At 72.9% G+C, this 23711-nt stretch carries 19 protein-coding genes; 15 read left to right on the top strand and 4 right to left on the bottom strand.

All coding sequences use genetic code 11. The annotated features are described in order from the left end of the window. On the top strand, positions 1–745 hold a 745-nt coding region (locus tag IF00_RS0138080; protein WP_037640128.1), incomplete at its 5' end, for a flotillin domain-containing protein. 169 nt (positions 746–914) lie between these two features. Here IF00_RS0138080 and IF00_RS0138070 read toward each other — a convergent pair. Further along, positions 915–2174 (bottom strand): cation:proton antiporter, encoded by a 1260-nt coding sequence (locus IF00_RS0138070; protein ID WP_037640126.1) that lies wholly within the window; start codon positions 2172–2174, stop codon positions 915–917. A 7-nt stretch (positions 2175–2181) separates the two neighbouring features. Continuing rightward, entirely contained in the window at positions 2182–2667 is a 486-nt protein-coding gene (locus tag IF00_RS0138065; protein WP_466413518.1) for a cation:proton antiporter regulatory subunit, read from the bottom strand. A 197-nt stretch (positions 2668–2864) separates the two neighbouring features. Here IF00_RS0138065 and IF00_RS0138060 point away from each other — a divergent pair, with 197 nt between their 5' ends. After that, positions 2865–3815 carry a sensor histidine kinase gene (locus tag IF00_RS0138060; protein ID WP_030326290.1) on the top strand — a complete coding sequence of 317 codons (951 nt, stop codon included), beginning with the start codon at positions 2865–2867 and terminating at the stop codon, positions 3813–3815. Next, complete coding sequence (locus IF00_RS0138055; protein WP_030326287.1) at positions 3812–4498, top strand: response regulator; 687 nt, start codon at positions 3812–3814, stop codon at positions 4496–4498. The genes IF00_RS0138060 and IF00_RS0138055 overlap by 4 nt, the downstream gene beginning before the upstream one ends. 24 nt (positions 4499–4522) lie before the next feature. Here IF00_RS0138055 and IF00_RS41940 read toward each other — a convergent pair whose 3' ends face one another. Further along, positions 4523–7621: a helix-turn-helix transcriptional regulator gene (locus tag IF00_RS41940; protein ID WP_037640123.1), complete on the bottom strand. Its 3099-nt coding sequence runs from the start codon at positions 7619–7621 to the stop codon at positions 4523–4525. Positions 7622–8091: 470 nt separating this feature from the next. Between IF00_RS41940 and IF00_RS0138040 the strand changes: the two genes are divergently transcribed. The 9 genes from IF00_RS0138040 (at position 8092) to IF00_RS0138000 (ending at position 17046) form a co-directional block, all read left to right on the top strand. Further along, a complete protein-coding gene (locus tag IF00_RS0138040; RefSeq protein WP_030326282.1) occupies positions 8092–8847 on the top strand; it encodes a condensation domain-containing protein in 756 nt (251 codons plus the stop codon). Continuing rightward, a complete protein-coding gene (locus IF00_RS0138035; protein ID WP_051820836.1) occupies positions 8844–9701 on the top strand; it encodes a thioesterase II family protein in 858 nt (285 codons plus the stop codon). Before IF00_RS0138040 ends, IF00_RS0138035 begins: the two co-directional genes overlap by 4 nt. Next, positions 9698–10744, top strand: coding sequence for a class I SAM-dependent methyltransferase (locus tag IF00_RS0138030; RefSeq protein ID WP_078945020.1), 1047 nt, complete (start codon positions 9698–9700; stop codon positions 10742–10744). Before IF00_RS0138035 ends, IF00_RS0138030 begins: the two co-directional genes overlap by 4 nt. Before the next feature lie 328 nt (positions 10745–11072). Then, the gene (locus tag IF00_RS0138025; RefSeq protein ID WP_030326275.1) at positions 11073–11948 is read left to right on the top strand and encodes an AfsR/SARP family transcriptional regulator; all 876 of its coding nucleotides are present in this window, start codon (positions 11073–11075) and stop codon (positions 11946–11948) included. 94 nt (positions 11949–12042) lie between these two features. Continuing rightward, complete coding sequence (locus IF00_RS0138020) at positions 12043–12561, top strand: group II truncated hemoglobin (RefSeq protein ID WP_051820835.1); 519 nt, start codon at positions 12043–12045, stop codon at positions 12559–12561. Between the two features lie 316 nt (positions 12562–12877). Further along, the gene (locus tag IF00_RS0138015) at positions 12878–14155 is read left to right on the top strand and encodes a Cmx/CmrA family chloramphenicol efflux MFS transporter (protein ID WP_078945019.1); all 1278 of its coding nucleotides are present in this window, start codon (positions 12878–12880) and stop codon (positions 14153–14155) included. A gap of 84 nt (positions 14156–14239) precedes the next feature. Continuing rightward, positions 14240–14989 carry a methyltransferase gene (locus IF00_RS0138010; RefSeq protein ID WP_030326269.1) on the top strand — a complete coding sequence of 250 codons (750 nt, stop codon included), beginning with the start codon at positions 14240–14242 and terminating at the stop codon, positions 14987–14989. Positions 14990–15112: 123 nt separating this feature from the next. Then, the gene (locus tag IF00_RS0138005) at positions 15113–16576 is read left to right on the top strand and encodes an NAD(P)/FAD-dependent oxidoreductase (protein ID WP_030326266.1); all 1464 of its coding nucleotides are present in this window, start codon (positions 15113–15115) and stop codon (positions 16574–16576) included. A gap of 62 nt (positions 16577–16638) precedes the next feature. Then, positions 16639–17046, top strand: a complete 408-nt coding sequence (locus tag IF00_RS0138000; protein ID WP_030326265.1) for a RidA family protein — start codon at positions 16639–16641, stop codon at positions 17044–17046. An 81-nt stretch (positions 17047–17127) separates the two neighbouring features. Here IF00_RS0138000 and IF00_RS0137995 read toward each other — a convergent pair whose 3' ends face one another. Beyond that, a complete protein-coding gene (locus IF00_RS0137995; RefSeq protein WP_030326263.1) occupies positions 17128–17721 on the bottom strand; it encodes a flavoprotein in 594 nt (197 codons plus the stop codon). Positions 17722–17986: 265 nt separating this feature from the next. On the opposite strand from IF00_RS0137995, the gene IF00_RS0137990 reads away from it, so the two are divergent. From IF00_RS0137990 to IF00_RS0137980, 3 genes are read left to right on the top strand one after another with little or no spacing between them, the layout of a single operon-like run. Next, positions 17987–21322: a non-ribosomal peptide synthetase gene (locus IF00_RS0137990; RefSeq protein WP_078945018.1), complete on the top strand. Its 3336-nt coding sequence runs from the start codon at positions 17987–17989 to the stop codon at positions 21320–21322. Then, a complete protein-coding gene (locus tag IF00_RS0137985) occupies positions 21319–22959 on the top strand; it encodes a GMC family oxidoreductase (protein ID WP_037640120.1) in 1641 nt (546 codons plus the stop codon). Before IF00_RS0137990 ends, IF00_RS0137985 begins: the two co-directional genes overlap by 4 nt. Continuing rightward, positions 22956–23711 (top strand): thioesterase II family protein, encoded by a 756-nt coding sequence (locus IF00_RS0137980; RefSeq protein ID WP_030326258.1) that lies wholly within the window; start codon positions 22956–22958, stop codon positions 23709–23711. Before IF00_RS0137985 ends, IF00_RS0137980 begins: the two co-directional genes overlap by 4 nt.

The following is a 23711-nucleotide window of genomic DNA, read 5'->3' as shown; positions in this document are numbered from 1 at the left end:
GAAGGCGGAGGAGGAGATCGCGATCGCGCAGCGGACCCTCTACCTGAAGCAGGCCGAGATCAAGGCCCAGACGGACGAGGCCGCCGCCCAGGCGAACGCCGCGGGCCCGCTCGCCGAGGCCGCCCGCCGGCAGGACATCCTGACCGAGCAGGAGAAGGTCGCCGCGCGCCAGGCCGAGCTGACCGACCGCCAGCTCGACACCCAGGTCCGCAAGCCCGCCGACGCCGCCCGCTACCAGGCCGAGCAGGAGGCCGAGGCCCGGCGCATCGCCCTGGTCAAGGAGGCCGAGGCGGACGCCCAGCGGGCCAGGCTCACCGGTGAGGGTGAGAAGGCCCGCCGCGCGGCCCTCGCCGACGCCGTACGCATCGAGGGCGAGGCCCAGGCCGCGGCGATCGCCGCGAAGGGCTCCGCCGAGGCCGAGGCCATGCAGAAGAAGGCCGACGCCTACGCCCAGTACGGGGACGCGGCCGTCCTCCAGATGCTCGTCGAGGTCCTGCCCCAGGTCGTGGCCAAGGCGTCCGAGCCGCTGTCGGCCGTCGAGAAGATGACGGTCATCTCGACCGACGGGGCGAGCCAGTTGTCCCGTACGGTCGCGGACAACGTCGCCCAGGGCATGGAGCTCCTGTCCTCCACGACCGGGGTGGACCTCGCGCAGCTGCTCCAGGGCATCACGCGGAAGCAGCCGGCGGGTCAGCCCGCGGAGCGGACCGCCCCGCAGGGGGAAGCGATCGAGATCGCGGGCTGAGCCGGCTCGGGGGGCGATACGTACTCAGCGGTCCAGGAGGGCCGGGCGGTCTCGGCGTTCTCGGCGTTCTCGGCGTTCTCGGCGTTCTCGGCGTTCTCGGCGTTCTCGGCGGCCTCGGCGGCCTCGGCGTTCTCCGCCGAACGCCCCGGCCGCGACAGGCCTCCCGCGTTCACACACGGTCGGAGGCGGACCCGGGCTCGGGTACGCGCACGGGCTCGGGTCCCGTCTCCGGCTCCCGTACGGTCACAGCCTCCGGGGCCGACGGCTTCCGTCGTCGCCCCCGGAGGAGGTACGCGGCGACCGGCTCCGTGTAGCGGGCGGTGAGCGGCCCGATCACCACGAGGATGAGCACGTACGCCGTGGCGAAGGGCCCGAGCTGGGGCTGCACCCCGGCGGTGACGGCAAGGCCCGCGATGACGATGGAGAACTCGCCGCGCGCCACCAGCGTGCCGCCCGCCCGCCAGCGCCCCTTGACCCCTATGCCCGCGCGCCGCGCGGCCCAGTGACCGGTGGCGATCTTGGTCAGTGCGGTGACGACGGCCAGGGCGAACGCCGGGAGAAGCACCGGCGGGATGCTGGCGGGGTCGGTGTGCAGTCCGAAGAAGACGAAGAACACCGCGGCGAAGAGGTCGCGCAGGGGGCTCAGCAGGGCGTGGGCTCCGTCGGCGACCTCCCCGGAGAGGGCGATGCCGACGAGGAACGCTCCGACGGCCGCGGAGACCTGGAGCTGCTGGGCGACGCCGGCGACGAGAAGGGTCAGGCCGAGGACGACGAGAAGCAGCTTCTCCGGGTCGTCGCTGGACACGAACCGCGAGATCAGACGTCCGTAGCGGACCGCGACGAACAGCACGGCGCCGGCCACGCCCAGGGCGATGGCGAGCGTGGCGCTGCCGGCCGCGAGGCCGACGCCGGCGAGCAGGGCCGTGATGATGGGCAGGTAGACGGCCATGGCGAGGTCTTCGAGGACCAGGATGCTGAGGATGACCGGTGTCTCGCGGTTGCCGAGGCGTCCGAGGTCCCCGAGGACCTTGGCGATGACGCCGGAGGACGAGATCCAGGTGACTCCCGCCAGGACGACGGCGGCGACCGGCCCCCAGCCCATGAGCAGCGCGGCGGCGGCGCCGGGCAGGGCGTTGAGGGCGAAGTCGACCAGCCCGGCCGGGTACTGGGTCTTGAGGTTGGAGACGAGGTCGCTCGCCGTGTACTCCAGGCCGAGCATCAGAAGCAGAAGGATCACCCCGATCTCGGCGCCGATGGCGACGAACTCCTCGCTGGTGCCGAGCGGCAGCAGGCCGCCCTTGCCGAAGGCGAGCCCGGCGAGGAGGTAGAGGGGTATCGGGGAGAAGCTGAACCGGCCGGCGAGCCGCCCGAGCAGGCCGAGACCGAGGATGATGGCGCCGAATTCGATCAGGAAGACCGCGGAGTGCACGCCGCCCTCACTCCCGACCGAGGATCGCGGCGGCCGCGTCGACGCCCTCGCGGGTGCCGATGACGATGAGGGTGTCGCCGCCGGCGAACCGGAAGGCGGGCGTCGGGGACGGTACGGCCCCGGAGCGGCGCAGTACGGCGACGATGGAGGCGCCGGCATCGGTGCGCATCCGCGTATCGCCGAGCAGCCGTCCGTTCCAGTACGAGTGGGCCGACAGCTCGATGCGTTCGGCGACGAGCCCCAGGTCGGTGGTGTGCAGGACGTTGGGGCTGTGGTGCGCGGGGAGCAGCGCGTCGATCAGCGAGGCGGTCTCGGCCTCGGTGAGGTGGAGCGACTGCGCGCAGGCGTCGGGGTCGTCGCCCCGGTAGACGTTCACGGTCCGGGTTCCGTCGCGGTGCGCGATGACCGACAGCTGGCGGTGCTCCCGGGTGGTGAGGTCGTACTGGACGCCTATGCCGGGCAGGGGTGTCGTTCTCATCCGCGGAGCAGGCAAGGGCCCGTCCCTTCTGTTGTCATGTCAAAGGGTGATCAGGTCGGTGGTCGGGGGCCATGGTGCCACCCGCCGGGACGCCCGGAACATGGGTGTCGGCACGGATGGACAAGACACCGGAAACTGGTCAGGATGAGGCGGGGACATGGATCCCGCCGCAGGTCAGAGGCCCGGAGCGGGCAAGGGAGAGAGTCGCAAAAGTGTCGCTGTACTGGCGCATCTTCCTTCTCAACGCCTCGGTGCTGATCGTCGCCGTCCTGCTGTTGCTGGGCCCTGTCACCGTCTCCACGCCCGTCCTCCTGGGTGAGGCGATCGTGCTCGTGGCGGGCCTCGTCGCGATGCTCCTCGCGAACGCGTTCCTGCTGCGGCTCGGACTGGCGCCGCTCCAGCGCCTCACCCGGGCGATGCGGACCGCGGACCTGCTGAGGCCGGGGCGGCGGGCCGCGGTGACGGGACGCGGCGAGCTCGCCGACCTGACGCGCACGTTCAACACGATGCTCGACCGGCTGGAGGCCGAGCGGACCACGAGCACCGCCCGGGTCCTCTCGGCTCAGGAGGAGGAGCGGCGGCGGATCGCGCAGGAGCTGCACGACGAGGTGGGGCAGACCCTCACGGCGGTACTGCTCCAGCTGAAGCACGCCGCGGACCACGCTCCGGAGGAGCTGCGCACCGAACTCCACCAGGCGCAGGAGACGACCCGGACGAGCCTGGACGAGATCCGCCGCATCGCGCGCCGGCTGCGCCCCGGGGTGCTGGAGGAGCTGGGGCTGCACAGCGCGCTCAGGTCGCTGGCCTCGGAGTTCTCGACACCGCGCCTGACGGTACGGGCCCACATCGAGTCCGGCCTCCCGAGGCTCGACCACGCGACGGAGCTGGTGCTCTACCGCGTGGCGCAGGAGGGCCTCACCAACACGGCCCGCCACGCGGGCGCGACCCGGGTGGATCTGCGTCTGCGCCGCCTGCCCCGGGGCGGGGTCGGCCTCCTGGTCAAGGACGACGGCCGGGGAATCGGCCGGGCGCCGGACGGCGCCGGCCTCAGCGGCATGCGGGAACGCGCCCTACTGATCGGCGCGGAACTGACGATCCGCGGAGGCGAAGAGGGCGGTACGGAAGTCCACTTGAGCACACCGAGCGCTAAGGCGACGCCATGACGGCCCCCACACCTCCCACGGCCCCGGCAACCCCGTCCCCCACCCGGATCCTCCTCGCGGACGACCACGCGCTGGTACGCGGAGGAGTGCGCCTCATCCTGGACGCGGAGCCGGACCTGACGGTCGTCGCGGAGGCGGCGGACGGCGCGGAGGCCGTGGCCCTGGCCCGCTCCGAATCCGTCGACCTGGCCGTCCTGGACATCTCGATGCCCCGCATGACCGGCCTCCAGGCGGCCCGCGAACTCAGCCGCCTCCAGCCGGAGCTGAGGATCCTGATCCTCACGATGTACGACAACGAGCAGTACTTCTTCGAGGCCCTGAAGGCCGGCGCGAGCGGCTACGTCCTGAAGTCGGTGGCGGACCGCGACCTGGTGGAGGCCTGCCGGGCGGCGGTCCGCGACGAGCCCTTCATCTACCCCGGCGCCGAGACGGCCCTGATCCGCACCTATCTCGACCGCGCCGAGCAGGGCAGGCCCCTGCCGGACAAGGCCGTCACGGAACGCGAGGAGGAGATCCTCAAACTGGTCGCGGAGGGCCACAGCTCCAAGGAGATCGGCGACCTCCTCGTCATCAGCCCGAAGACGGTGGAACGCCACCGCGCCAACCTCCTCCAGAAGCTCGGCATGCGTGACCGCCTGGAGCTGACCCGGTACGCGATCCGGGTGGGGCTGATCGAGCCCTAGGGCCTGGTTCCAGGGAACGGGTGTCTAGGGGTTGGCGGTCGGGGTGAGGGCGGTCCGGTGCTGGTAGAGGAGGACCGGTGCCGGATCCGGGGGCTCGTCGGCGGGGAAGAAGCGGGCCAGCTCGTGCCGTCCGCTGATGCGTAACTTCCGGTACGAGTGGGTGAGATGGGACTCGACGTTCCGCAGGCTCACCTGGAGCAGCCGCGCGATGTCACGGTTGCTCATCCCGCGCGCGGCCAGTTCGGAGACCTGCCGCTCCGTGGGGGTGAGCAGCGACTCCGTCGAGTCCTTGCGCGGGTCGGGGCGGCCGCCCGCGTCCCGCAGCTCCCGCTGCACCGCCTCCACGAGGCCGTCGGCGCCCAGGGAGATGCCGACCTCGTTGGCACGGTGGAGCAGTTCGCGGGACCGGCGGGGCGTGCCGCTCTGCCGGTGGGCGCGCCCCGCCGCGTACAGGGCGTGGGCGAACAGCAGGGGCGCCGGGGTGGGTTCGAGGAGGTCCACGGCCCGGTCGGCGAGTCGCAGCGCCTCGCGGCCCGAGCTCGCCGCCGCCTCGGCGACCAGGGCCCTGCCCAGCGCGAAGGGGGCGCCCCAGCGGTGGGCGAGCGCGGTCTCCTCCTGGGCGGCGCGGCGGGCCGCGGCCACGTTGCGCCGGGCCAGCTGGAGCGCGGCGCGGGTGCTGCGCCAGGGCAGGATCGCCGGGTTGACGATGCCGCGCCGGGCCAGCTCCTCCTCGCAGTGGGCGAGGAGGACCAGACCGCGCCGCGCCTCGCCGAGCCGGCCGAGGGCCCGCCCGGCGCTGTGCAGGAGGTGCAGCCGCCACCAGGTGACCGGCCGGTCGCCGGGCAGCGGCGGGGCGTCGTCGAGGAGGGCCCCGGCCGCGGCGATGTCGTCCCGTTCCATGGCGACGTCGATGAGCACGCTGCGGGCGAGCGGCCCCACGTGGAACCGGCCGGCGCGGATCCGGATGAGCAGGTCGAGCGCCTCGCGGGCGTCGTCCTCGGCCCGGACCAGCTGTCCGCGGTGCAGCTGCACCAGACCGCGTACGGCCAGCGCCTCGGCGATCCGGGTCGTGCTGCCGTCGGCGCGGGCGAGTCCGACCTCGGTGTCGATGTGCCGCCGGGCCTCCTCGACGTCGCCCGCCCACAGTTGGGCGAGCAGTGCCTGGTACCAGCGGGCGGAGCCGTACGGGGCGCGCGGGACGGACAGGAGCCGGTCGGCGATCCGCCGCGCCGCGGACGCCGAGTCGCCGGTGGCCGTACGCAGGAGCAGGACGCGCAACAGCCGGTCCTCCTCCCCGGGGTGACGCCCGTGGCGGGAGGGGTGACCCGCGTCGCCGTGAGCGCCGCCGTCATGAGCGCCGTCGCCGTGGAATCCGCCGTCGTGGAGTCCGAGGCTCTGGGATCCGTCGTCATGGCCCCAGGACCCGTGGCCGCCGCCCTCGGGGCGGCCGCCGTCGTGGAACCGTACCTGCGCCATCGCCTCGCGCAGTCGCGCCGAGGCGGCCGGGTCGAGCGTGCCCGCCGTCTCCCGCCGGGCCTCCTCGAGGATCTCCAGCGCGCCCGCGGTGTCGTCCAGGCGCAGCCGGAGATCGGAGAGCCGCAGCGCGTGCCGGAACCTTTCGGCGGGCGCGGTGACGGTGGCGGTGTGTGCGGTCAGGGCGCGTGCCGCGGCAGGCAGGTCGAGGCCGCTGAGGGCCTGGATCCGCAGGGCTTCGGCCCGGTCCTCGTGACCCTCGGGCACACCGTGCAGGACGGCCTTCTCGATCAGCCGGCGGGCGCCCGCCGGATCGTGCTCGACCACGCCCTGGGCGACCTCCATGAGGAGTTGCGCCATCCAGGGTTCGTCCAGACGGTGGGAGCGCAGCAGATGGGAGGCGACGTCCTCGCTCGGATCGCCGCGGTGCCGCATCCTGCGGGCGGCGAGCCGGTGCAGTTCGGCGCGCTCGGCGCACGGGATGTCCTGGTAGAGCAGCCCCGCGAGGAGGGGGTGGCGGAACTTCATGTCGTGGGGACAGAGCAGTCCGGATTCCGTGAGTCTGCTGATACATCGACACGCGTCCTCGGTGGGGACGCCGCAGAGGTCGGCGAGGAGGGCGGCGTCCACCGGCCCGCACAGGATGCTGGCGGCGCGGGCGATCTCAAGGCCGTACGGGTCGATCCGCCGGAGCATGCAGAGGATGCGCTCCTTGACGGCCTGGAGCCCCAGTCGATCGTCCGGCGGGTCGCCCGGCGCCCGGCCGGCGCGCGCCTCGGTGGAGTCCGCGGAATGCGCGGGGTCACGCGGATACCCGGGAGACGCGGGATATCCGGGAGACGCCGGATGGCCTTGCCGCCCCGGCAGACCGGGCCGTCCCGGCAGCCCCCCGATGTGACCCGCGCCCGCGGGGACGAGGGGGCCGGAGCGGCCCGTCGGACCCGTCCGTATCTGCTCGGTCAGCAGGTACGGGTTCCCGCCGGTCCCGGCGACCAGGGCGTCCACGGCCTCGTGACCGTGGCCGTGACCGCACAGCGACGTGGCCAGATCGAGCGCCGCGCTCGGGCTGAGGTCGCTCAGATGGATGTGGCGGTCGGGGCGCAGCCCCTCCATGAACTCGACCAGAAGGTGCTGGTCACTGGCCGGTTCGCCGCAGCGCTTGGTGGCCAGCAGGACGACGGGGAGGTTCTCCAGACGGCGGCTCAGGAAGCCCAGCCACAGCAGCGAAGGGCAGTCGACGTGCTGGACGCTGTCGACGGTCAGCAGGATCGGGGTGCGCCGCGCGGCGCGGCCCACGCTCGCGCACAGCTCCGCGAGGAGCGGGTAGTCGGGCTCGGTCCGGCCGCCGCCGTGCGGGCCGCCGTAGGCGGCGAAGGTGCGGTCCCAGCCGTGCGCGGTCTCCGGCAGCGTCCCCAGCAACTGGTGCACGACCCCGAGGGGGAAGCGCTGCTCGGCCGGGGAGGCGGTGGCGGAGAGGACGATCATGCCCTGGTCACGGGCCGTCTCCTCGGCCCAGCGCAGCAGCGAGGTCTTGCCGGTGCCGATGATGCCCTCCACCAGGGCGACCGCGCCCGCACCCGCTCTCGCGGCGTCCAATATCTCGGTGATGGTCTTCGATTCCTCGCTCCTGCCGAACAGCTCCTTGGGCACCGCCCCACACCTCCCTGCCGAACAGTGGAATGACTCGGACGAGGTCGCCACTTCGGCAGGGGGAGGCCATGCGGAAAAGCTGTGGAGCCGGCGCCGTCAAGGCCCTTTTCAGGTCATGGCCCGAACCGCCGCCGTCATGCTGGAAATGCCTTCTTCAGACTGCGTGGAGACCGGTCGAAGTCCTCCACGCCGATCCCCCGAACACCGGTGAACGGCCCACACCTCCGAGGATCCCGACGCTAACACGGGGGCGGCGATATTTGTACAGCGGATCTCGCCGCACGGATTCCGAACGTATTCCTTCGGCCATTGCTTCGGTGCCCCCGTATTGAGGTGAATGGGGACCGCACAGGTACGGTCGGCACCGATGTGCGGCGGTGACCAGTGAACGGCCCGGAAAGCGGTTGCCCCCGATCCGTGAGTTCACCACCGGCCAATTGGCGTAAACCTGATGGAGGGAGCGGTACCGCGTGTCCGCGATCAGCGAGGAGCTCCGCACCGAACAGTTCGTCATGTCCCTGCGCGGAGTCGTGCCGTACGTGTACGAGCAGGCGTGGCAGTCCGTCCTGGACGGCACTCCCCTGTCCCGCACCACGCTCCACCGCGGGCCGGACGGCCTGCTGCGCCGCACGCTGCGGCCCGAGGCCCGCTTCCGGCTGCAGATCGTGGACTGGCGGGCCACCCGGGCCGAGGTGCAGGACACCCGGCTCGCCGAACGCCTGGCCGGGGAGTCCGCCGCCGGACTCCCCCTCGACCGGGCCCCGTTGATGTGCGCCACCCTCATCCGTCGTTCCGACCGCGACTGGACCTTCGCCTGGCGGTACGCCCGCGAGCTGATGGACCGGCGGGCGGGGCTCCGGATCCTCGAGGAGGCCGCGGACGCGTACGCGGTCCTCCTGCGGGGCGGAATCCCGCGCCGCGCGGCCACCACGGCTCGGTCGCGGGCGACCCCGCCGGGCACGGCGTCACCGGTCGCGGCGTTACCGCGCACGGCGTCGGTGGTCACGACTCCACCGGTCACGACGCCGGCGGTCACGGCGCCACGGGCTACGGCGTCGGCGGTCGCGACACCCCCGGTTACGGCGTCGGCGGCCGCGACACCACCGCTTACGGCGCCGGTCGCGGCGCTACCGGTCGTGGCCCCACCGGTTACGGCGCCACCGGTCCCCGCGCTGCCGAGCAGCCCCCTGACCGGCGTTCGGACCCGGGGACCGGTGGCCCGATGACCGGCGACACCTCCGTGCGGCTGTTCTGTCTCCCCTTCGAGGGCGCCTCGGCAGGCGTCTACCTGCCCTGGGCCGAGGCCCTCGGAACCTCGGTGGTCGTCACCCCCGTCGAACTGCCGGGCCGCGGCCGCCATCCGCGCGGCCGCCCCTGCGGCCGGCTCGAACCGCTGCTCGCCGAGATCATCCCGTACGTGGCCCGCATGCGTGACCGCCCGTTCGCCCTCTACGGGCACGGATTCGGCGCCCTCCTCGCCTACGAGATCGCCGCCCGCCTGGAGTGGGAGTACGACGCGGTGGCCGAGCGGCTGTACGTCTCCGGGGCCGGCGTCCCGTACCGGCCCGCCCCGGAACACGCCGTCTCCCAGCTGCCGGACGCCGAGCTGCTGCGCAGGCTCGCCCGGCGGGGCCGGATCCCCCCGGGCGCCCTCGACCCCTCGCGCGCGCCCCGCGTGCTGCCCGCTCTCCGTGCGGACCTCGCCGTCCTCGAGTCGTACCGGCGCGACCCGCGCCATGTCGTGCACTGCCCGGTCACCGCCATGGGCGGCAGCGAGGACCGGAGTGTCAGTGGGGCCGATCTGGCCGGCTGGCGCCGGTGCACCCGGCGGTCCCTGCGGGTGGACACCGTCCCCGGCGACCACTACTTCCCGCTCACCTCCCGGTGGGAGCTGCTCGACACGTTCAGCCGGGACCTGTTGCGCCCCCGGGTCCGTGTGTCGCGCGGCGTCGGGGGCGGCCGTCCCCGCGTACCGGCCGGTTCCCGTCCGTACGATCCGGCGGTCGGTCCCGGAACCGGCAACAAGAGTTGTCCGGTGTCCCCGGCGTCCCCATCCTGGCCGGCGGAGGTGACCGTATGACACCCACGCATGGCACCGGAGGCCTCGCCGGTGACGCCCTCGGCGCCGCAGACAGAGCCGGGCACGAAGCCGGGCACGAGACCGGGCGCAATGGCGAACACGGAGCCGAACCCGCAGGAGGAGGCCTGGGCGGGCCGGCAGTCGGGCCCGCGGGCGGGCCCGGGGCCGAGTACGAAGCGGAGGACCGCGACGGGCACCCGGCCGAGCAGGAGGCCGAACTGCAGGCCGGCTTCCTGGCCGAGGCGGCCCACTGGCTGCGCGGCCTTTTCGGCCCCGCGGACCGGGCCACGGCCGCCGTCCGCCGGATCCTCGACGTCGGCAGCGGCCCGGGCGTGGCCTCCCACGCCCTCGCCGACGCCTTCCCCGAGGCCCATGTCCTCGCCGTGGACCGGTCGCCCGCCCTGCTCGCCCGGGCCGAGGCCCGGGCCGCCGAGCACGGGCTGGCCGACCGGATCACCACGCAGCGGGCCGAACGGCCCGAGGAATTCGCCCGGTCGGGCCCCGTCGACCTGATCTGGACCGGGAACGTCTGCCGCCACCTCGGCGACCAGCAGGCCGCCCTGCGAAGCCTGGCCTCCGCGCTGCGCCCCGGCGGGCTGCTCGCCGTCGCCGAGCGGGGCCTGCCGCCGCGCTTCCTGCCGCGGGACATCGGCATCGGCCGGCCCGGGCTCCAGGCGCGCCTGGACGCCGCCGTCGAGGAGCAGGTCACCGCCCGGCGGTCCCGGCTCCCGGGCGCCACCTCCGTCGTCGAGGACTGGCCCTGCCTGCTGGCCTCGGCCGGGCTCGTGCCCGCCGGGACCCGTACGTTCCTCATCGAGTTCCCGGCACCGCTCGACGTACCGGTCCGCCGGCATCTCCACACCCGGCTGCACGGGCTGCTCGCCGACCTCGGTGAGCGCCTCGACCTCGTGGACCGGCTCACCGTGGAGCAACTCCTCGACGGGGACGCCTGCACCGGGGTCCTGTGGCGTCCCGACGCCTTCTATCTGACCGCCGTCACGGTGCACACCGCACGGTTGTGCAGGCCTCTTGCGTCGGCTTGAATCCGGCCGGTGAATTTGTCACCTTGGCGAAAAGCGGACCTGAAAAGGAAAGACAAACGAATTAACTAAGGAGATTAGCAGCCCCGCGGTTCCCGCAATGCCCCCGAAGCGCGTCCCCCTCGCCCTCGGGGGCTTCGGCATGCCCTGAGTCCGCACCCCTTACTCGTCGCCCGCCACCCGTAGGGAGCCCCCTCCGCAGATTCTTCGGTCAGCCCTACGGTCCCACCGTATTGAGGCTCTCACCCCCGCACTCCTACGTTCCTTCCCAGAACAGCCGCTTCGGAAAGGGACCGATCCGGACGGCACTCGGGCGATGGACGGAGGACGCGTGAAGATACGGATTCTCGGCCCGCTGCACGCCGAGACGGCCGGAGTTCCGGTCGTCCCGAGTGCGGCGAAGACGCGACAGATTCTCGCGCTCCTCGCGCTCCACCCCGGCCGGCCCGTTCCGGTGGCCACGCTCAAGGAGGAACTCTGGGGCCCGCTGCCGCCGTGCAGCGCGCACAGCACCCTCCAGACCTACATCCTGCGGCTGCGCCGGGCACTGGCGGCCGCCCTCGGCGGCCCGTACGGGTCGGAAGGGACGACCGGGACGGCGAGCGGGTCGACCGGCGCCACCGGTCCGGCGCGGGCCCGGGATCTGCTGGCCACCGGTCACGACGGCTATCTGCTGCGGATCGCCGACGAGGACGTCGACGCGCTCGCCTTCCAGCGCGCCGCGCAGTCCGGACACACCGCCTTCGCCGAAGGCGACAGCGCCCGTGCCGCCCGCTTGCTCCGCGAGGCCCTCGCCCTGTGGCAGGGACCGGCCCTGGTGGACGTACGGGCCGGGGCGGCGCTGCGGATCCACGCTGCACGCCTCGAAGAGAGCCGGCTGCTCGCCGTCGAACGCCGGCTCGACGCCGAACTGCGCCTCGGTCTGCACGGCGAACTCCTCGCCGAACTCGTCGAGCTGACTCGCCTCCACCCCGCCAACGAGCGACTGCACGCCCAGGCGATGGTGGCGTTCTACCGCGCCGGGCGGCAGTCCGAGGCCCTCCAGCTCTACCGCGGCCTCAGGCGCCGGCTCGTCGAGGAGCTGGGTCTTGAGCCCGCCCCGCAACTCCAGCGGCTGCACCAGGCGATGCTCTCGGTCGATCCGCGCCTGGACACCCCGGCCCACGGCGGCCGGCCGACGCCGACCTTCGACCTCTACGCGGCCTGACCCCTGCCCCTGCCCCCTCCCGCACCCCACCTGAGCCCCACCTCCAGCTCCACCTCGACCCCCACCGCACGAGACACCCGAGAGAGGCGACACAGTGACGGACCAGCACCAGGACCCGGCGCAGGCCCCGGCGCAGGACGAGGCCCGGAACCAGCAGCAGGTACCCACCCTCTACGAATGGATCGGCGGCACCGAGGCGCTGGAGCGGCTCACCGAGGCGTTCTACGCCCGCGTCCGCAAGGACGAGCTCCTCGCCCCGCTCTTCGCGCACATGGACGACGACCACCCCCAGCACGTCGCGACCTTTCTCGGCGAGGTGCTCGGCGGGCCCACGCGGTACACCGAGCAGCACGGCGGTTACCCCCACATGGTCTCCCGCCACCGGGGCCGGGCCATCAAGCCCGAGCAGCGGGCCCGCTGGGTGGAGCTGATGCTGACGGCGATGGACGAGGTCGGGCTCCCCGAGGACGCCGAGTTCCGCTCGGCCTTCGTCGGCTACATCGAGTTCGGCTCGCGCCGCGCGATGGCCAACTCCCAGCCGGACGTCGGCCCCACCCGTCGCACCACCATCAAGAAGTGGGGCTGGGGTGAGGGCGTACCGGGTGAGGAGTGATCCACCGGCCGACGGCTCCCCTCCGCGTCCCGGTATCGGCAACAAATGTTGTCCGTCCGCGGAGCCCGGTTCCAGCATGGGGGTCACTGGTGATCACCACGATCCGGCGGACCGCCGAGGCCGGCAGACCGGCGCGCACCCGCCCTGATCCGTATGCCCGAACCGTCAGAACGAGGAGTCCGCTCATGCGTTTGGCCACCCCCGGGGCTGTGCGACGCGTCCCCCCGCGCCCCGCCGCCGCCCCGCGCCCCCGCACCGTCCCGCACGTCACCCAGACCCCGTACCCCGCCGCCACGCAGCCGGGAGGTGGCCACCGATGAGCGTCCAGACCGAACCGCAGGAGGCCGCCGCCCCGAAGGCCAACGGCAGGCTGCCGCTCGCCGTCTATCTGCTCGCGTTCAGCCTGTTCGCGATGGGCAGCGCCGAGTTCCTGCTCGCCGGTGTCCTCCCCGACATCGCCGACGACCTCGACATCTCGCTGTCGTCCGCCGGTGCCCTCATCTCGGCCTTCGCCATCGGCGTGGTGATCGGCGGCCCGCCGCTCGCGGTGCTGACCCTGCGCTGGCCGCGCCGTACAACCCTGGTGATCTCGCAGGCCGTGTTCGCCGCCGGGGTGGCCGTCGGTCTGCTGACCGACGACTTCACCGTGCTGCTGGTCACCCGCTTCCTGATCGGCCTGGCGTACGCCGGGTTCTGGGCGGTGGCCGCGGTCACCGCGATCTCCCTCGTCACCCCCGACCGCACCGCCCGGGCCTCCGGTGTGGTGGTCAGCGGCCTCAGCATCGCGATGGTCGCGGGCGGCCCGGCCGGCGCCTTCCTCAGCCACTTCACCGGCTGGCAGGGCGGGTTCTGGGCGGTGGTCGCGCTGACCGTGCTGAGCGCGATCGCCACGATCGTCGCCGTGCCCGCCACCAAGGCGGCACAAGAGCCCAGCGTGAAGCGTGAGTTGCGGACGATGCGGCAGCCGCAGCTGTGGGTGGTGTATGCCGCGACCCTGCTCAGCACCGCCGCGTACATGATCTCGTACAACTACCTCGCGGCCTTCCTCACGGACGTCACCGGCGTCGACTCCGTGTGGGTGCCCGGCATCCTCGTCCTCTTCGGCATCGGGGCCTTCATCGGCCTCTCCATCGGCGGCCGGATCGCCGACGGGCGCCCCCACCACGCCCTGCTCATCGGGGCCGGCGGGATCCTCGTCTGCTCCGTGCTGCTCGCGCTCCTCGCCGACTACGCCGTGGCCGTCGTCCCTCTGGTCCTGCTCATGGGCGTCGCCGGCTTCGTCCTCAACCCGGCGATCTACGGGCGGGTGTTCACCGTGGCGTCGGGCGCGCCGACGCTGGCCGGGGCGACCGCCGTGTCCATGTTCCAGCTCGGCATCAGCGTGGTCCCCGTCCTCGCGGGCGTGGCGCTCGGCGCCGGTGCCGGTCTCACCTCGATCCCGTGGCTGGGTGCGGGGCTCGCCGTCCTCACCGTCCCGGTCGTCCTGGTCGAGCGCACGATGGCGCGCAACCGGGCCGCCCGTGACGCCGGGCCCGCGAGCGCGACAGCGGGAGCGAGCGTCCCCACGAACGCCCAGGCGGTCGCGGACAACTGATTCATCGTCATGACACATCACCGGTAGCCGCGGAGAGCTCCGACCCCCGGGACTCTCCGCCGGCTCCCCCACAGGGAGGACCTCATGGACAACGAGCTGGGCTACGAACTCGGCACCTGGGTCGTGTCACAGATCCAGAGCCCCGACCGCCCCACGCAGTCGACCTTCTCGCTGCTCGGCAGGGAATGGGAGCTGCTGCCCGAGGTGTTCCCGCCCTACACGGACCCCGGCCCCGGCCTGTTCGCCTCCTGGGTGCCGTACGAGCGGGGCGGCCGCTTCCTGGAGCTGGGCTGCGGCGCCGGTGTCGCGGCCGTGCTCGCCGCGCAGCACGGGGCGGCGCGGGTGCTCGCCACCGACATCAACCCGGCCGCCGTGGAGAACGCCCGGCGCAACGCCGAGCGGCACGGAGTCGCGGACCGGTTCACCGCGCTGACCAGCGACCTCTTCGACGCCCTGGACCCCGACGAGCAGCTCGACACGGTGTTCTGGAACACCCCGTTCATCGAGGCGCCCGCCGGCCGGCCGTACGCCGGGCACATCGAGCGCGCGGTCTTCGACCCCGGGTACGGGCTGGTGAACCGGTTCTTCCGTGATGTGGTGCGCCATCTGGCTGCCGACGGTCGCGTCTACCTGGGCACCAGCGAGGCCATGGGCAACCCGTTCAAGATGCTGCGCGCCGCCGACGAGGCCGGATTCGAGGGCAAGCGGCTCCGTACCGAGTCCGTCGAGCTGCCCGCCGCCGAGTTCGGCGACTCCCCCGTGGTCAAGGAGCACACCGACGAACACGGCATCGTCCACATGGACTTCACGCTCTACGAGTTCCGGCGCCGCTGACCGCCCGCGCGTCTTCCGCGCACCAAGACCCCACACGCACCACACGCACCAGCAGTTCCGACGCCATCGACCCACCCACACCCATCGGGGCGACCTGACAGCGCCCCGGGAGATTGGACATTGATGAACGCCAACAGGAACGCAGACGCGGACGGTACCGGCTACGACACCGTCATCGCCGGAAACGGAGTCCTGGGACTGTCGCTCGCCTGGGTCCTGGCGCGACGCGGACAGCGCGTCGCCGTGCTCGGCCAGCCCCACCGGCCCTGGGCGGGATCGGCCGCGGCCGGCGCCATGCTCGGCTGTTTCGGCGAGGTCACCACCTCCCTGCTGGCCACCGAGCACGGCCGCCACAAGCTCGAACTCGGCATCAAGGCGACCGAGTTGTGGGGACCGTGGCTGGAGGAGCTGGAGGAGCAGACGGAGGGCGCACCGGTCAGGACCGCCCAGGGCACCACCGTCGTCCTCAACACCATCGGCACCGCCGAGATCGACGACGCCAACTACAACGCCATCCGCGCCGAACTCACCCGCTACGAAGAGCCGTTCGAGGACGTGGAGCCCGCCGACCTCGACTGGGTCGACGCCGAGCCCATCTCCCGCCCGCTGAAGGCCTTCCACATACCCGGCGAGCACGCGGTCAACGCCGCCGCCCTCCTGGAGCGCCTCGAATCGGCCGCCGTCCGGGCCGGTGCCACGCTCGTTCCCGAGTTCGCCACCCGCGTCGAGTACCGGGGCGAGCGGGTCACCGGAGTCGTGCTCGCCTCCGGCCGCACGATCTCCGCCGACCATGTCACCCTGGCCGCCGGCGCACGTACCCAGGAACTCCTCGACAGTCTGCCCGTGGGCCCCCGCATCCCCCGGCTGGTCAGCGGCTACGGAGTCTCCTCGCTGATCAAGACGCAGGACGGCACGAGCCCGGACAGCGTCATCCGTACGCCGAACCGCTCCTTCGCGTGCGGCCTGCACGTGGTGCCCCGCGGCGACGGCCACGTCTACGTCGGCGCCACCAACGTCATCGCCGTCGAGCCCCGCGACACCGCCGAGATGCGCGACCTGGTCTTCCTGCTCCAGTGCGCCCACCGCCAGGTCCGCCGCAACCTCTGGAACAGCGAGGTCACCAAGGTCCAGGTCGGCAACCGCCCGGTCTCCATGGACGGCTTCCCGCTGCTCGGCGACGGCGGCATGCAGGGCCTGACGATCATGACCGGCACCTACCGCGACGGACTGCACCTGTCGCCGCTGATCGCCCAGGACTTCGCCGCCCGCATCCTCGGCGAGGAGCCGCAGGCCGACCTTGACCGGTTCGCGCCGCTGCGGCAGCCCTATCGGACCGGGACCCGCGAGGAGATCGTCGACCTCCTCATCGACCACCAGATGGGCATCGGCTACGAGCAGGACTGGACGATCCCCGTCGAGTGGCACCAGTGGATCGAGATGGACCTGCGCCCCGCCACCCTCGCCTGGGCCGACGAGCTCGACCCCGAGTTCACCCCGCCGGCCGAGCTGCTCTTCGCGTCCCGCTTCGACCCGGAGCTGGTCAGCCTGCTGCGCAAGTACTACGCGACCTGCCGCGAATACAGCTGACACCCCGCCACGCCGGGCGCAGCAGCACCGCGCCCTGTCCCTCCCTCCAGAAAGGACACCCCATGGCTGTCGAGAACATCGACCCGCCCGGACTCACCAAGCCCTACGGCTGGCGGCAGCTGGCGGTCGGCACCGGAAGCCGCGTCATCTTCCTGAGCGGCCAGACCCCGCGTACCGCCGACGGCGAACCGGTCGGCATGGGCGACCTGGCGGCGCAGACCGAGCAGGTCTACCTCAACATCGCCACCGGTCTCGCCGCGGCCGGCGCCACCTTCGACGACGTGGTGAAGCTGACCATCTACGCGGTGGACTGGTCGCTCGACAAGTGGGACGCGATCACGGCGGGCGCCGAGCGCGCGGCCGCCAGGCTCGGTGCCGACGTCATCCGGCCGACCACCCTGGTCGGGGTCGCCACCCTCGCCGAGCCCGACTTCCTGATCGAGATCGAGGCCACGGCGATAGCGGAGTAGCCGCTCGCACGAGACGCCCCGCACGACACACGTCAGGGCCCCGCCGGATCCGGCGGGGCCCTGACGTGTGTGTCACCGAGGTCAGGACAGAGGGTGCCGCTTGGCCAGGAGGTCCTCGATCACCGTGGCCACGGTCTCCGGCGCGGGCAGGGCCGGATGCCGGCTGACCGTTCCCGTCGTCGGATCGAAGCCGTCGTGCCACTCCGGCTCGTTGACGAGACCGCCGTCCTCGCGGATCCGCGCGATGTTCCGCTGCACGGCCGCCTTGTGCCACATCCTGGCGCCCATCACCGGGAAGTGGACCACGGGGTAGTCCACCGACAGCGCGACCGTGAGCAGCCGGTTCGGCGCGGCGCCGGCGGCTGCCGAGGCGAGCGTGTGGGCGGTGGCCGGCAGCACCGCGAGGATGTCGTGGTCGGCGGCAAGCCGGGAGGGCTTGTCGGTCGGCCAGTCCGCCGGGGATTCCCCGCTCACCACCCTTTCGGCGAAGAGCGCGACGCTCTCCGGCGAAATGAAAGAGGTCGCCGTGTGGGTCAGCAGAACGGTGAACGTGCTGCCCTCGATCTGTCGGCGCATCGCCTCGACATACGCCGGAAGTCCGGTCACCGCGATGGATCCTGTGGCACCGATGAGTATGCGTTTCCCGGTCGACTCCGGGGAGTTTCGAATTCCCATGAGCCGATGATGTCGCCGCCGTCCCGCCGCAGGTCAAGTGGCCCGACAGGGCGCTCCAGGGCGGGTCCAGGGCCGGTCCAGCGGTGGTCCAGCGGCACCGAAATCCTTCGGTCGTCCCTACGGTCCCACCGTATTGAGACCGTTTACCCCCACTGCCTAACGTCGCTTCTCGCAAGGGAATTCGAAAGCCCGGCAGGGCGGCCGAGGACCCGGGCACGGCATCCGAAAGCCCGGCAGGGCATCCGAGGAAAAGGGACGGACGACGATGGAGGATCTTTTCGCAAGGCTGCGCGGCGGTGCCGGTCACCCCCGCCTGGACGAGGACCGGCTCCTCGAGCTCAAGCCGCAGCCGGAGCACCGGCACGACCCCTTCCCGCTGACCGACATCCAGCAGGCGTATCTGATCGGCCGCCACAAGGGGCTCGAACTGGGCGGCGTCTCCAGTCAGTACTACCTGGAGTTCGACTGTCCCGCTCTCGACCCCGGCCGGCTCACCGAGGCCCTGCGCACCGTGATCGACCGCCACGAGGCCCTGCGCACGGTGGCGGGGACCGACCAGACCCAGCGCGTCGTCCCCGTGGCCGAGGTGGAGCCGTACGTCATCCGTGTCACGGACCTGCGCGGCCGGCCCGAGTCCGAGCGGACGGCGGAGCTGGAGCGCGTACGCGCCGAACTGACGGAGCAGGTGCTGCCGTTGGACCGGGCGCCGCTCCTCGATGTCCGGGCCACCCGGCTCGACGACGACCGCATGCGCCTCCATGTCGCCGTGGACCTGCTGTTCCTCGACATGCGCGGGCTGTACCGGCTCATGGACGAATGGCGCCGATGTCACGACGACCCGGCGTGGCGGCCCGAGCCGTCGGAACTCTCGTTCCGCGACTACGTCCTCGCGCGGGAGGAGCTGCGCGGGGACGCCCTGGGCCGGGAGTCCGCCGCCTACTGGGCGGACCGCCTGGACTCCCTGCCGGGCGCCCCCGAACTGCCCCTGGCCGCCGCGCCGGAGCAGCTCGGCACCCCCCGCTTCGTACGGCACCGGGCGCAGCTCGCCCCCGAACGCTGGGCCGCGCTGCGGGCGGCGGCCGAGCGGCACGGCCTGACCGCGTCCGGCGTGCTGCTCGCCGCCTACGCGGAAGTCCTCCGCACCTGGTCGAGGCGGCAGGAGTTCACCCTCACCGTCACCCAGTTCCACCGGCTCGGCCTGCACCCGCGGGTCGAGGACGTCATCGGGAACTTCCTCGACCCGAGCCTGCTCGCCGTCGGCGGCCGCCCCGAGGAGAACTTCGCCCGGCGGGCCCGTGACCTGGAGCAGCGTCTCCTGGAGGACCTGGCGCACCCGCACGGGGGCATCCGCGTGCTGCGCGACCTGGCCCGCCGCAGGGACGACGGCCGGGCGTCGCTGCCCGTGGTCTTCTCCAGCACCCTCGGGGCCGGGGCCGGGAGGGGCGCGCCCGGCGCCGGCCGCCTGGAGTCCTTCGGGGCCCTGGTCCACGACCACAGCCGCACGCCGCAGGTGTGGCTGGAGAACCAGATCCTGGAGCTCGACGGCCGGCTCTCGGTCAACTGGAACGCCGTCGAGGGCCTGTTCCCCGCCGGCACCCTGGAGGCCATGTTCTCGGCGTACTCGACGCTGCTCGACCGGCTCGTCGACGAGCCCGAGCTCTGGGACGCCACCCGCGGCATCGTGCCGCTGCCGGCCGCGGAGGCCGAGGAGCGCGCCCTGGCCAACGCCACCACCCAGGACATCCCGGCCGCGCTCCTGCACGAACTGGTCGCCGAGGCGGCCCTGCGCACGCCCGACGCGCCCGCGGTGATCACGCCCGGCACGGAGACCACGTACCGGCAGCTGACCGAGTCCGCCCACCGGATCGCCCACCGGCTGCTCCGCAGCCCCGGCGCCGCCCCGAACGAGATCGTCGCCGTGTCGATGCGGCCCGGCGCCGCCCAGTACGCCGCTCTGCTCGGCGTCCTGCACACCGGCGCCGCGTACGTGGCCATCGACCCCGAGCTGCCCGAGGAGCGGCGCCTGAAACTGCTCGCCCGCTGCTCGGTACGGGCCGTGGTGACCGACCCCGAGCTGCGCGAGTCGCTTCCCTGGCCGGACGGCGTGACCGTACTGACCCCCGAGGACGCGGAGACCCTGGCCTGCCCGGAGTGGTCGCCGGGACGCCGTCAGGGACCCGACGACCTCGCGTACGTCATCTTCACCTCGGGCTCCACCGGTGAGCCCAAGGGCGTGATGATCACCCATCGCAGCGCCGCCAACACCGTCCAGGACATCAACCGCCGCTTCGGCGTCGGCCCGGACGACCGCACCATGGCGCTCGCCCCGGCGGGCTTCGACCTGTCCGTGTACGACCTCTTCGGTGTGCTCGGCGCCGGTGGCACCGTCGTCGTCCCCGACCCGGCGCGCGGCAACGACCTCGCCCACTGGTCCCAGCTCGTCGGGCGCTACGGGGTGACCATCTGGAACAGCGTGCCCGCGCCCATGCGGATGTGGATCGACGCCCTGGGCGACGGCCCGGTGCCCCGCGGCTGCCGGCTCCGCCTCGCCCTGCTCAGCGGCGACTGGATCCCCGTCGACCTGCCGGCCCGGATCCGCGAGAAGCTCCCCGCGATGCGGGTGATCAGCCTCGGCGGCGCCACGGAGGGCTCCATCTGGTCGATCCACCACCCCGTCGAGACCGTCCGGCCGGAGTGGTCGAGCATCCCGTACGGCAAGCCGCTCGCCAACCAGACCATGCACGTCCTCAACCAGTGGCAGGAGCCGTCGCCCGTCGGAGTCACGGGCGAGATCCACATCGGCGGCACCGGCGTGGCCCAGGGCTACCTCGGCGACCCCGGGCGCACCGCCGAACGCTTCCCGGTCCACCCGGTCACCGGGGAGCGGATCTACCGGACCGGTGACCTCGGCCGCTACCTGCCGGGCGGCGACATCGAGATCCTCGGCCGCGAGGACTTCCAGGTGAAGATCAACGGGTATCGCGTCGAGCTCGGCGAGATCGAGGCCGCGCTGCTGCGCCGGCCCGAGGTGCGCACCGCCCTCGTCACCGCGCCCGCCCACGCCCGTACCGGACAGCGGCAGATCGCGGCGTACGTGGTGCCCGAGGCGGGCGCCACGCCGGACCCGGCCGAGCTGCGCGAGGCGCTCGCCGCCGCACTGCCCGGCTACATGGTGCCCAGCCGCTTCCTCACCCTGGAGACCCTGCCGCTGACCACCAACGGGAAGATCGACCACAAGGCGCTTCCCACGCCGTGGAACGACGACGCGGAGACCACCGGCACCCGGGTCGCCCCGCGCAGCCGGGTCGAGGAGCGGCTCTTCGCACTCTGGTCCCAGCAGCTCGGCCACGGCGACTTCGGCGTCGAGGAGGGTTTCTTCGACATCGGCGGCGACTCGCTGCACGCGGTCGGCCTGCTCACGGTCCTGCGCGCGGAGTTCGGGATCGAGGCGGACATGGAGCAGGAGATGGTCGAGGGCCTCTTCATGAACGCGTCGATCTCGTCCTTCGCCGAACTGATCGCCCCGGCGGCGGAGTCGGAGGGGTCCACGGTCTTCGAGGAGCCCGTCCGATCCGAGGAGTCCAAGGGGTCCGCGGCATGACCACGACGCCCGCCCCGACCCCGGACTCCACCGTGGCCGAATGGGACCACGTCGTCGTCGGCGGCGGCTCCGCCGGCGCGCTCGTCGCCGCACGGCTGGCCGCCCGCGACTCCGGCACCGTCCTGCTTCTGGAGGCCGGACCCGACCAGCCGGTCCCCCGCGACCGTGCCCACCCGCTGGCCGACGCCGGACGGCTCGTCCTCGCCGGGTTCAACTGGGACTACCGGGCCAACCTCCGCAGCAGCGGCCGTCTGGAGGACCTGCTCAAGGGCGGTGACGGCACCGGGAACCCGGCCCGGGCCCTCTGGGAACGCTTCCCCTACCAGCTCGGCAAGGTCGTCGGAGGCGGCTCCGCCGTCAACGGCGCCATCGCCCTGCGCGGGCTGCCCCGTGACTTCGCCGCCTGGGCGGAGCAGGGCAACCCCGACTGGTCCTGGGACAAGGTGCTGCCCTTCTACAAGGCCATCGAGAACGACGTCGACCACCCCGACCACCCCCGGCACGGAGACGGAGGCCCGCTCCCGATCCGACGGACCCCGCGCGATCGGGTCCACGCCCTGGACGCCGCCTTCTGGGGGGAGTGCACCCGCCAGGGCGTCACCGACCTCCCCGACCTCAACTCCGGGGAGGAGGCCGGCGTCGGCCCGATCCCCGGCAACACGGTCGAGGGCGAGCGCATCGACGCCGCCACCGCCTTCCTCTCCGACGCCCGCGACCTGCCCCACCTCCACGTGCGTCCCGGCGTACGGGTCACCCGGGTGCTGTTCGACCCCAAGGACCGGAGCCGCGCCGTCGGCGTGGAGACCGAACGGGACGGGCGGCTCGACACCGTCCGGGCCCGGCACGTGATCCTCGCCGCCGGGGCCGTCGGCACCCCCGTGGTCCTCCAGCGCTCCGGCGTCGGCGACGCGGCCCTGCTCGGCGCCCTCGGCATCGACCCGGTCGTCGACCTTCCCGGCGTGGGCCGCGACCTGGTGGACCACCCGTCCGTCGTCATCTGGTCCCGGCCGGCCGACGGCGTGTGCACGCCGGGCCTGCCCTGGCGCCAGGTTGCGGCCCGTATGAGCAGCGGCTTCGACGACGACGTCGACGTCCAGATGGGGCTCCTCAACAACGTGGAGAGCCACACCATCCCGGGTTTCGTCGACCGGCTGGGCTGGCCCCTGGTCGTCGGCATGTCCGTGATGCTGCTCCGTCCCCGTTCCCGCGGCCGGGTCTTCCTCGACAGCGCCGACCCGCTCGCCTCCCCGGTCATCGAACTCGGCCTCGGGACCGACCCCGAGGACGTCGAGCGTCTCTGCCACGGCGTCCGCAGGGCATGGGGCTTCCTGCGTTCCCCGGGGCTGTCCGCCCGGCTGACACGCACGCAGTTCTGGAGCGACCGCATGGTCGCCAACGACGGCGTGCTGCGCAGCGGGGTCCGCCACATCATGAACCCCGGCTGGCACGCCGCCGGTTCGTGCCGGATGGGCCCGGACTCCGACCCGTACGCCGTCGCCGACCAGGAGGGCCGGGTCCACGGCACCGAGAACCTGCGGATCGCCGACGCCTCGCTCTTCCCCGTCATCCCCAGCGCCCCCACCAATCTGACCACCCTGATGCTGGCCGAGAAGCTGGCCCGGAGCATGAAGGAATGACCGTGCACCCTGTCACGAGCCCTCCGGTGCGGCTCTACTGTTTCCCGCATGCCGGGGCGACCTCGCAGGTCTACCGCGGCTGGCAGACCCTCGGCGAGCCGCAGCTGCGGATCCGGGGCGTGGACGCGCCCGGCCGCGGCGCGCGCCGCCAGGAGCGCAAGGCGGTCAACTACCACGGACTGGTACGGGCCATGGCCGAGCAGGTGGTGGCCGATCTGCTCGCCGAGCGCGAGCGGTGCCCCGGGCTGCGCTGGGCGACGTTCGGGCACAGCTTCGGCGCCACCATGAGCCTCGCGGTGGCCGAGCACGTCGCCCGGCAGACCGGCGTGGCGCCGGTGCGGTCGGTGCTCTCGGGGGCCGTACCGCCGGCGCTCCAGCGGCCGGGTGCGCTGCTCGCCGCCGTCCCCGACGACGAGCTCCTCGCCCGTACGGCGGCCGACGGCGGGACTCCGCCCGCGGTGCTCGCCGAACCGACGATGAGCCGGATCCTGCTCCGGATGCTCCGCGAGGACGACTGCGTCCGGGCGGAGTTCGCCCGCGAGGCGGCGGGCCTGCGGGTGGACTTCCCGCTGACCCTGATCGCCGCGCGCGAGGACGTGCACGCCCCACCGGAGCGGGTCTGGCCGTGGTCGGCGCACAGCTCCGCGCCCGTCCGCCGGGTGGAGATCGAGGGCGGCCACTTCGCCGCGGTCCAGCACCCCGAGGAGACGCTGACGATCATCGGCGACGACACCGACCCCGGGAAGGGCTGA

Origin of the sequence: Streptomyces flavochromogenes (assembly GCF_000717595.1) — a bacterium.
GTDB lineage: Bacteria > Actinomycetota > Actinomycetes > Streptomycetales > Streptomycetaceae > Streptomyces > Streptomyces flavochromogenes.
This window is presented reverse-complemented; position numbering and strand designations above follow the sequence as displayed.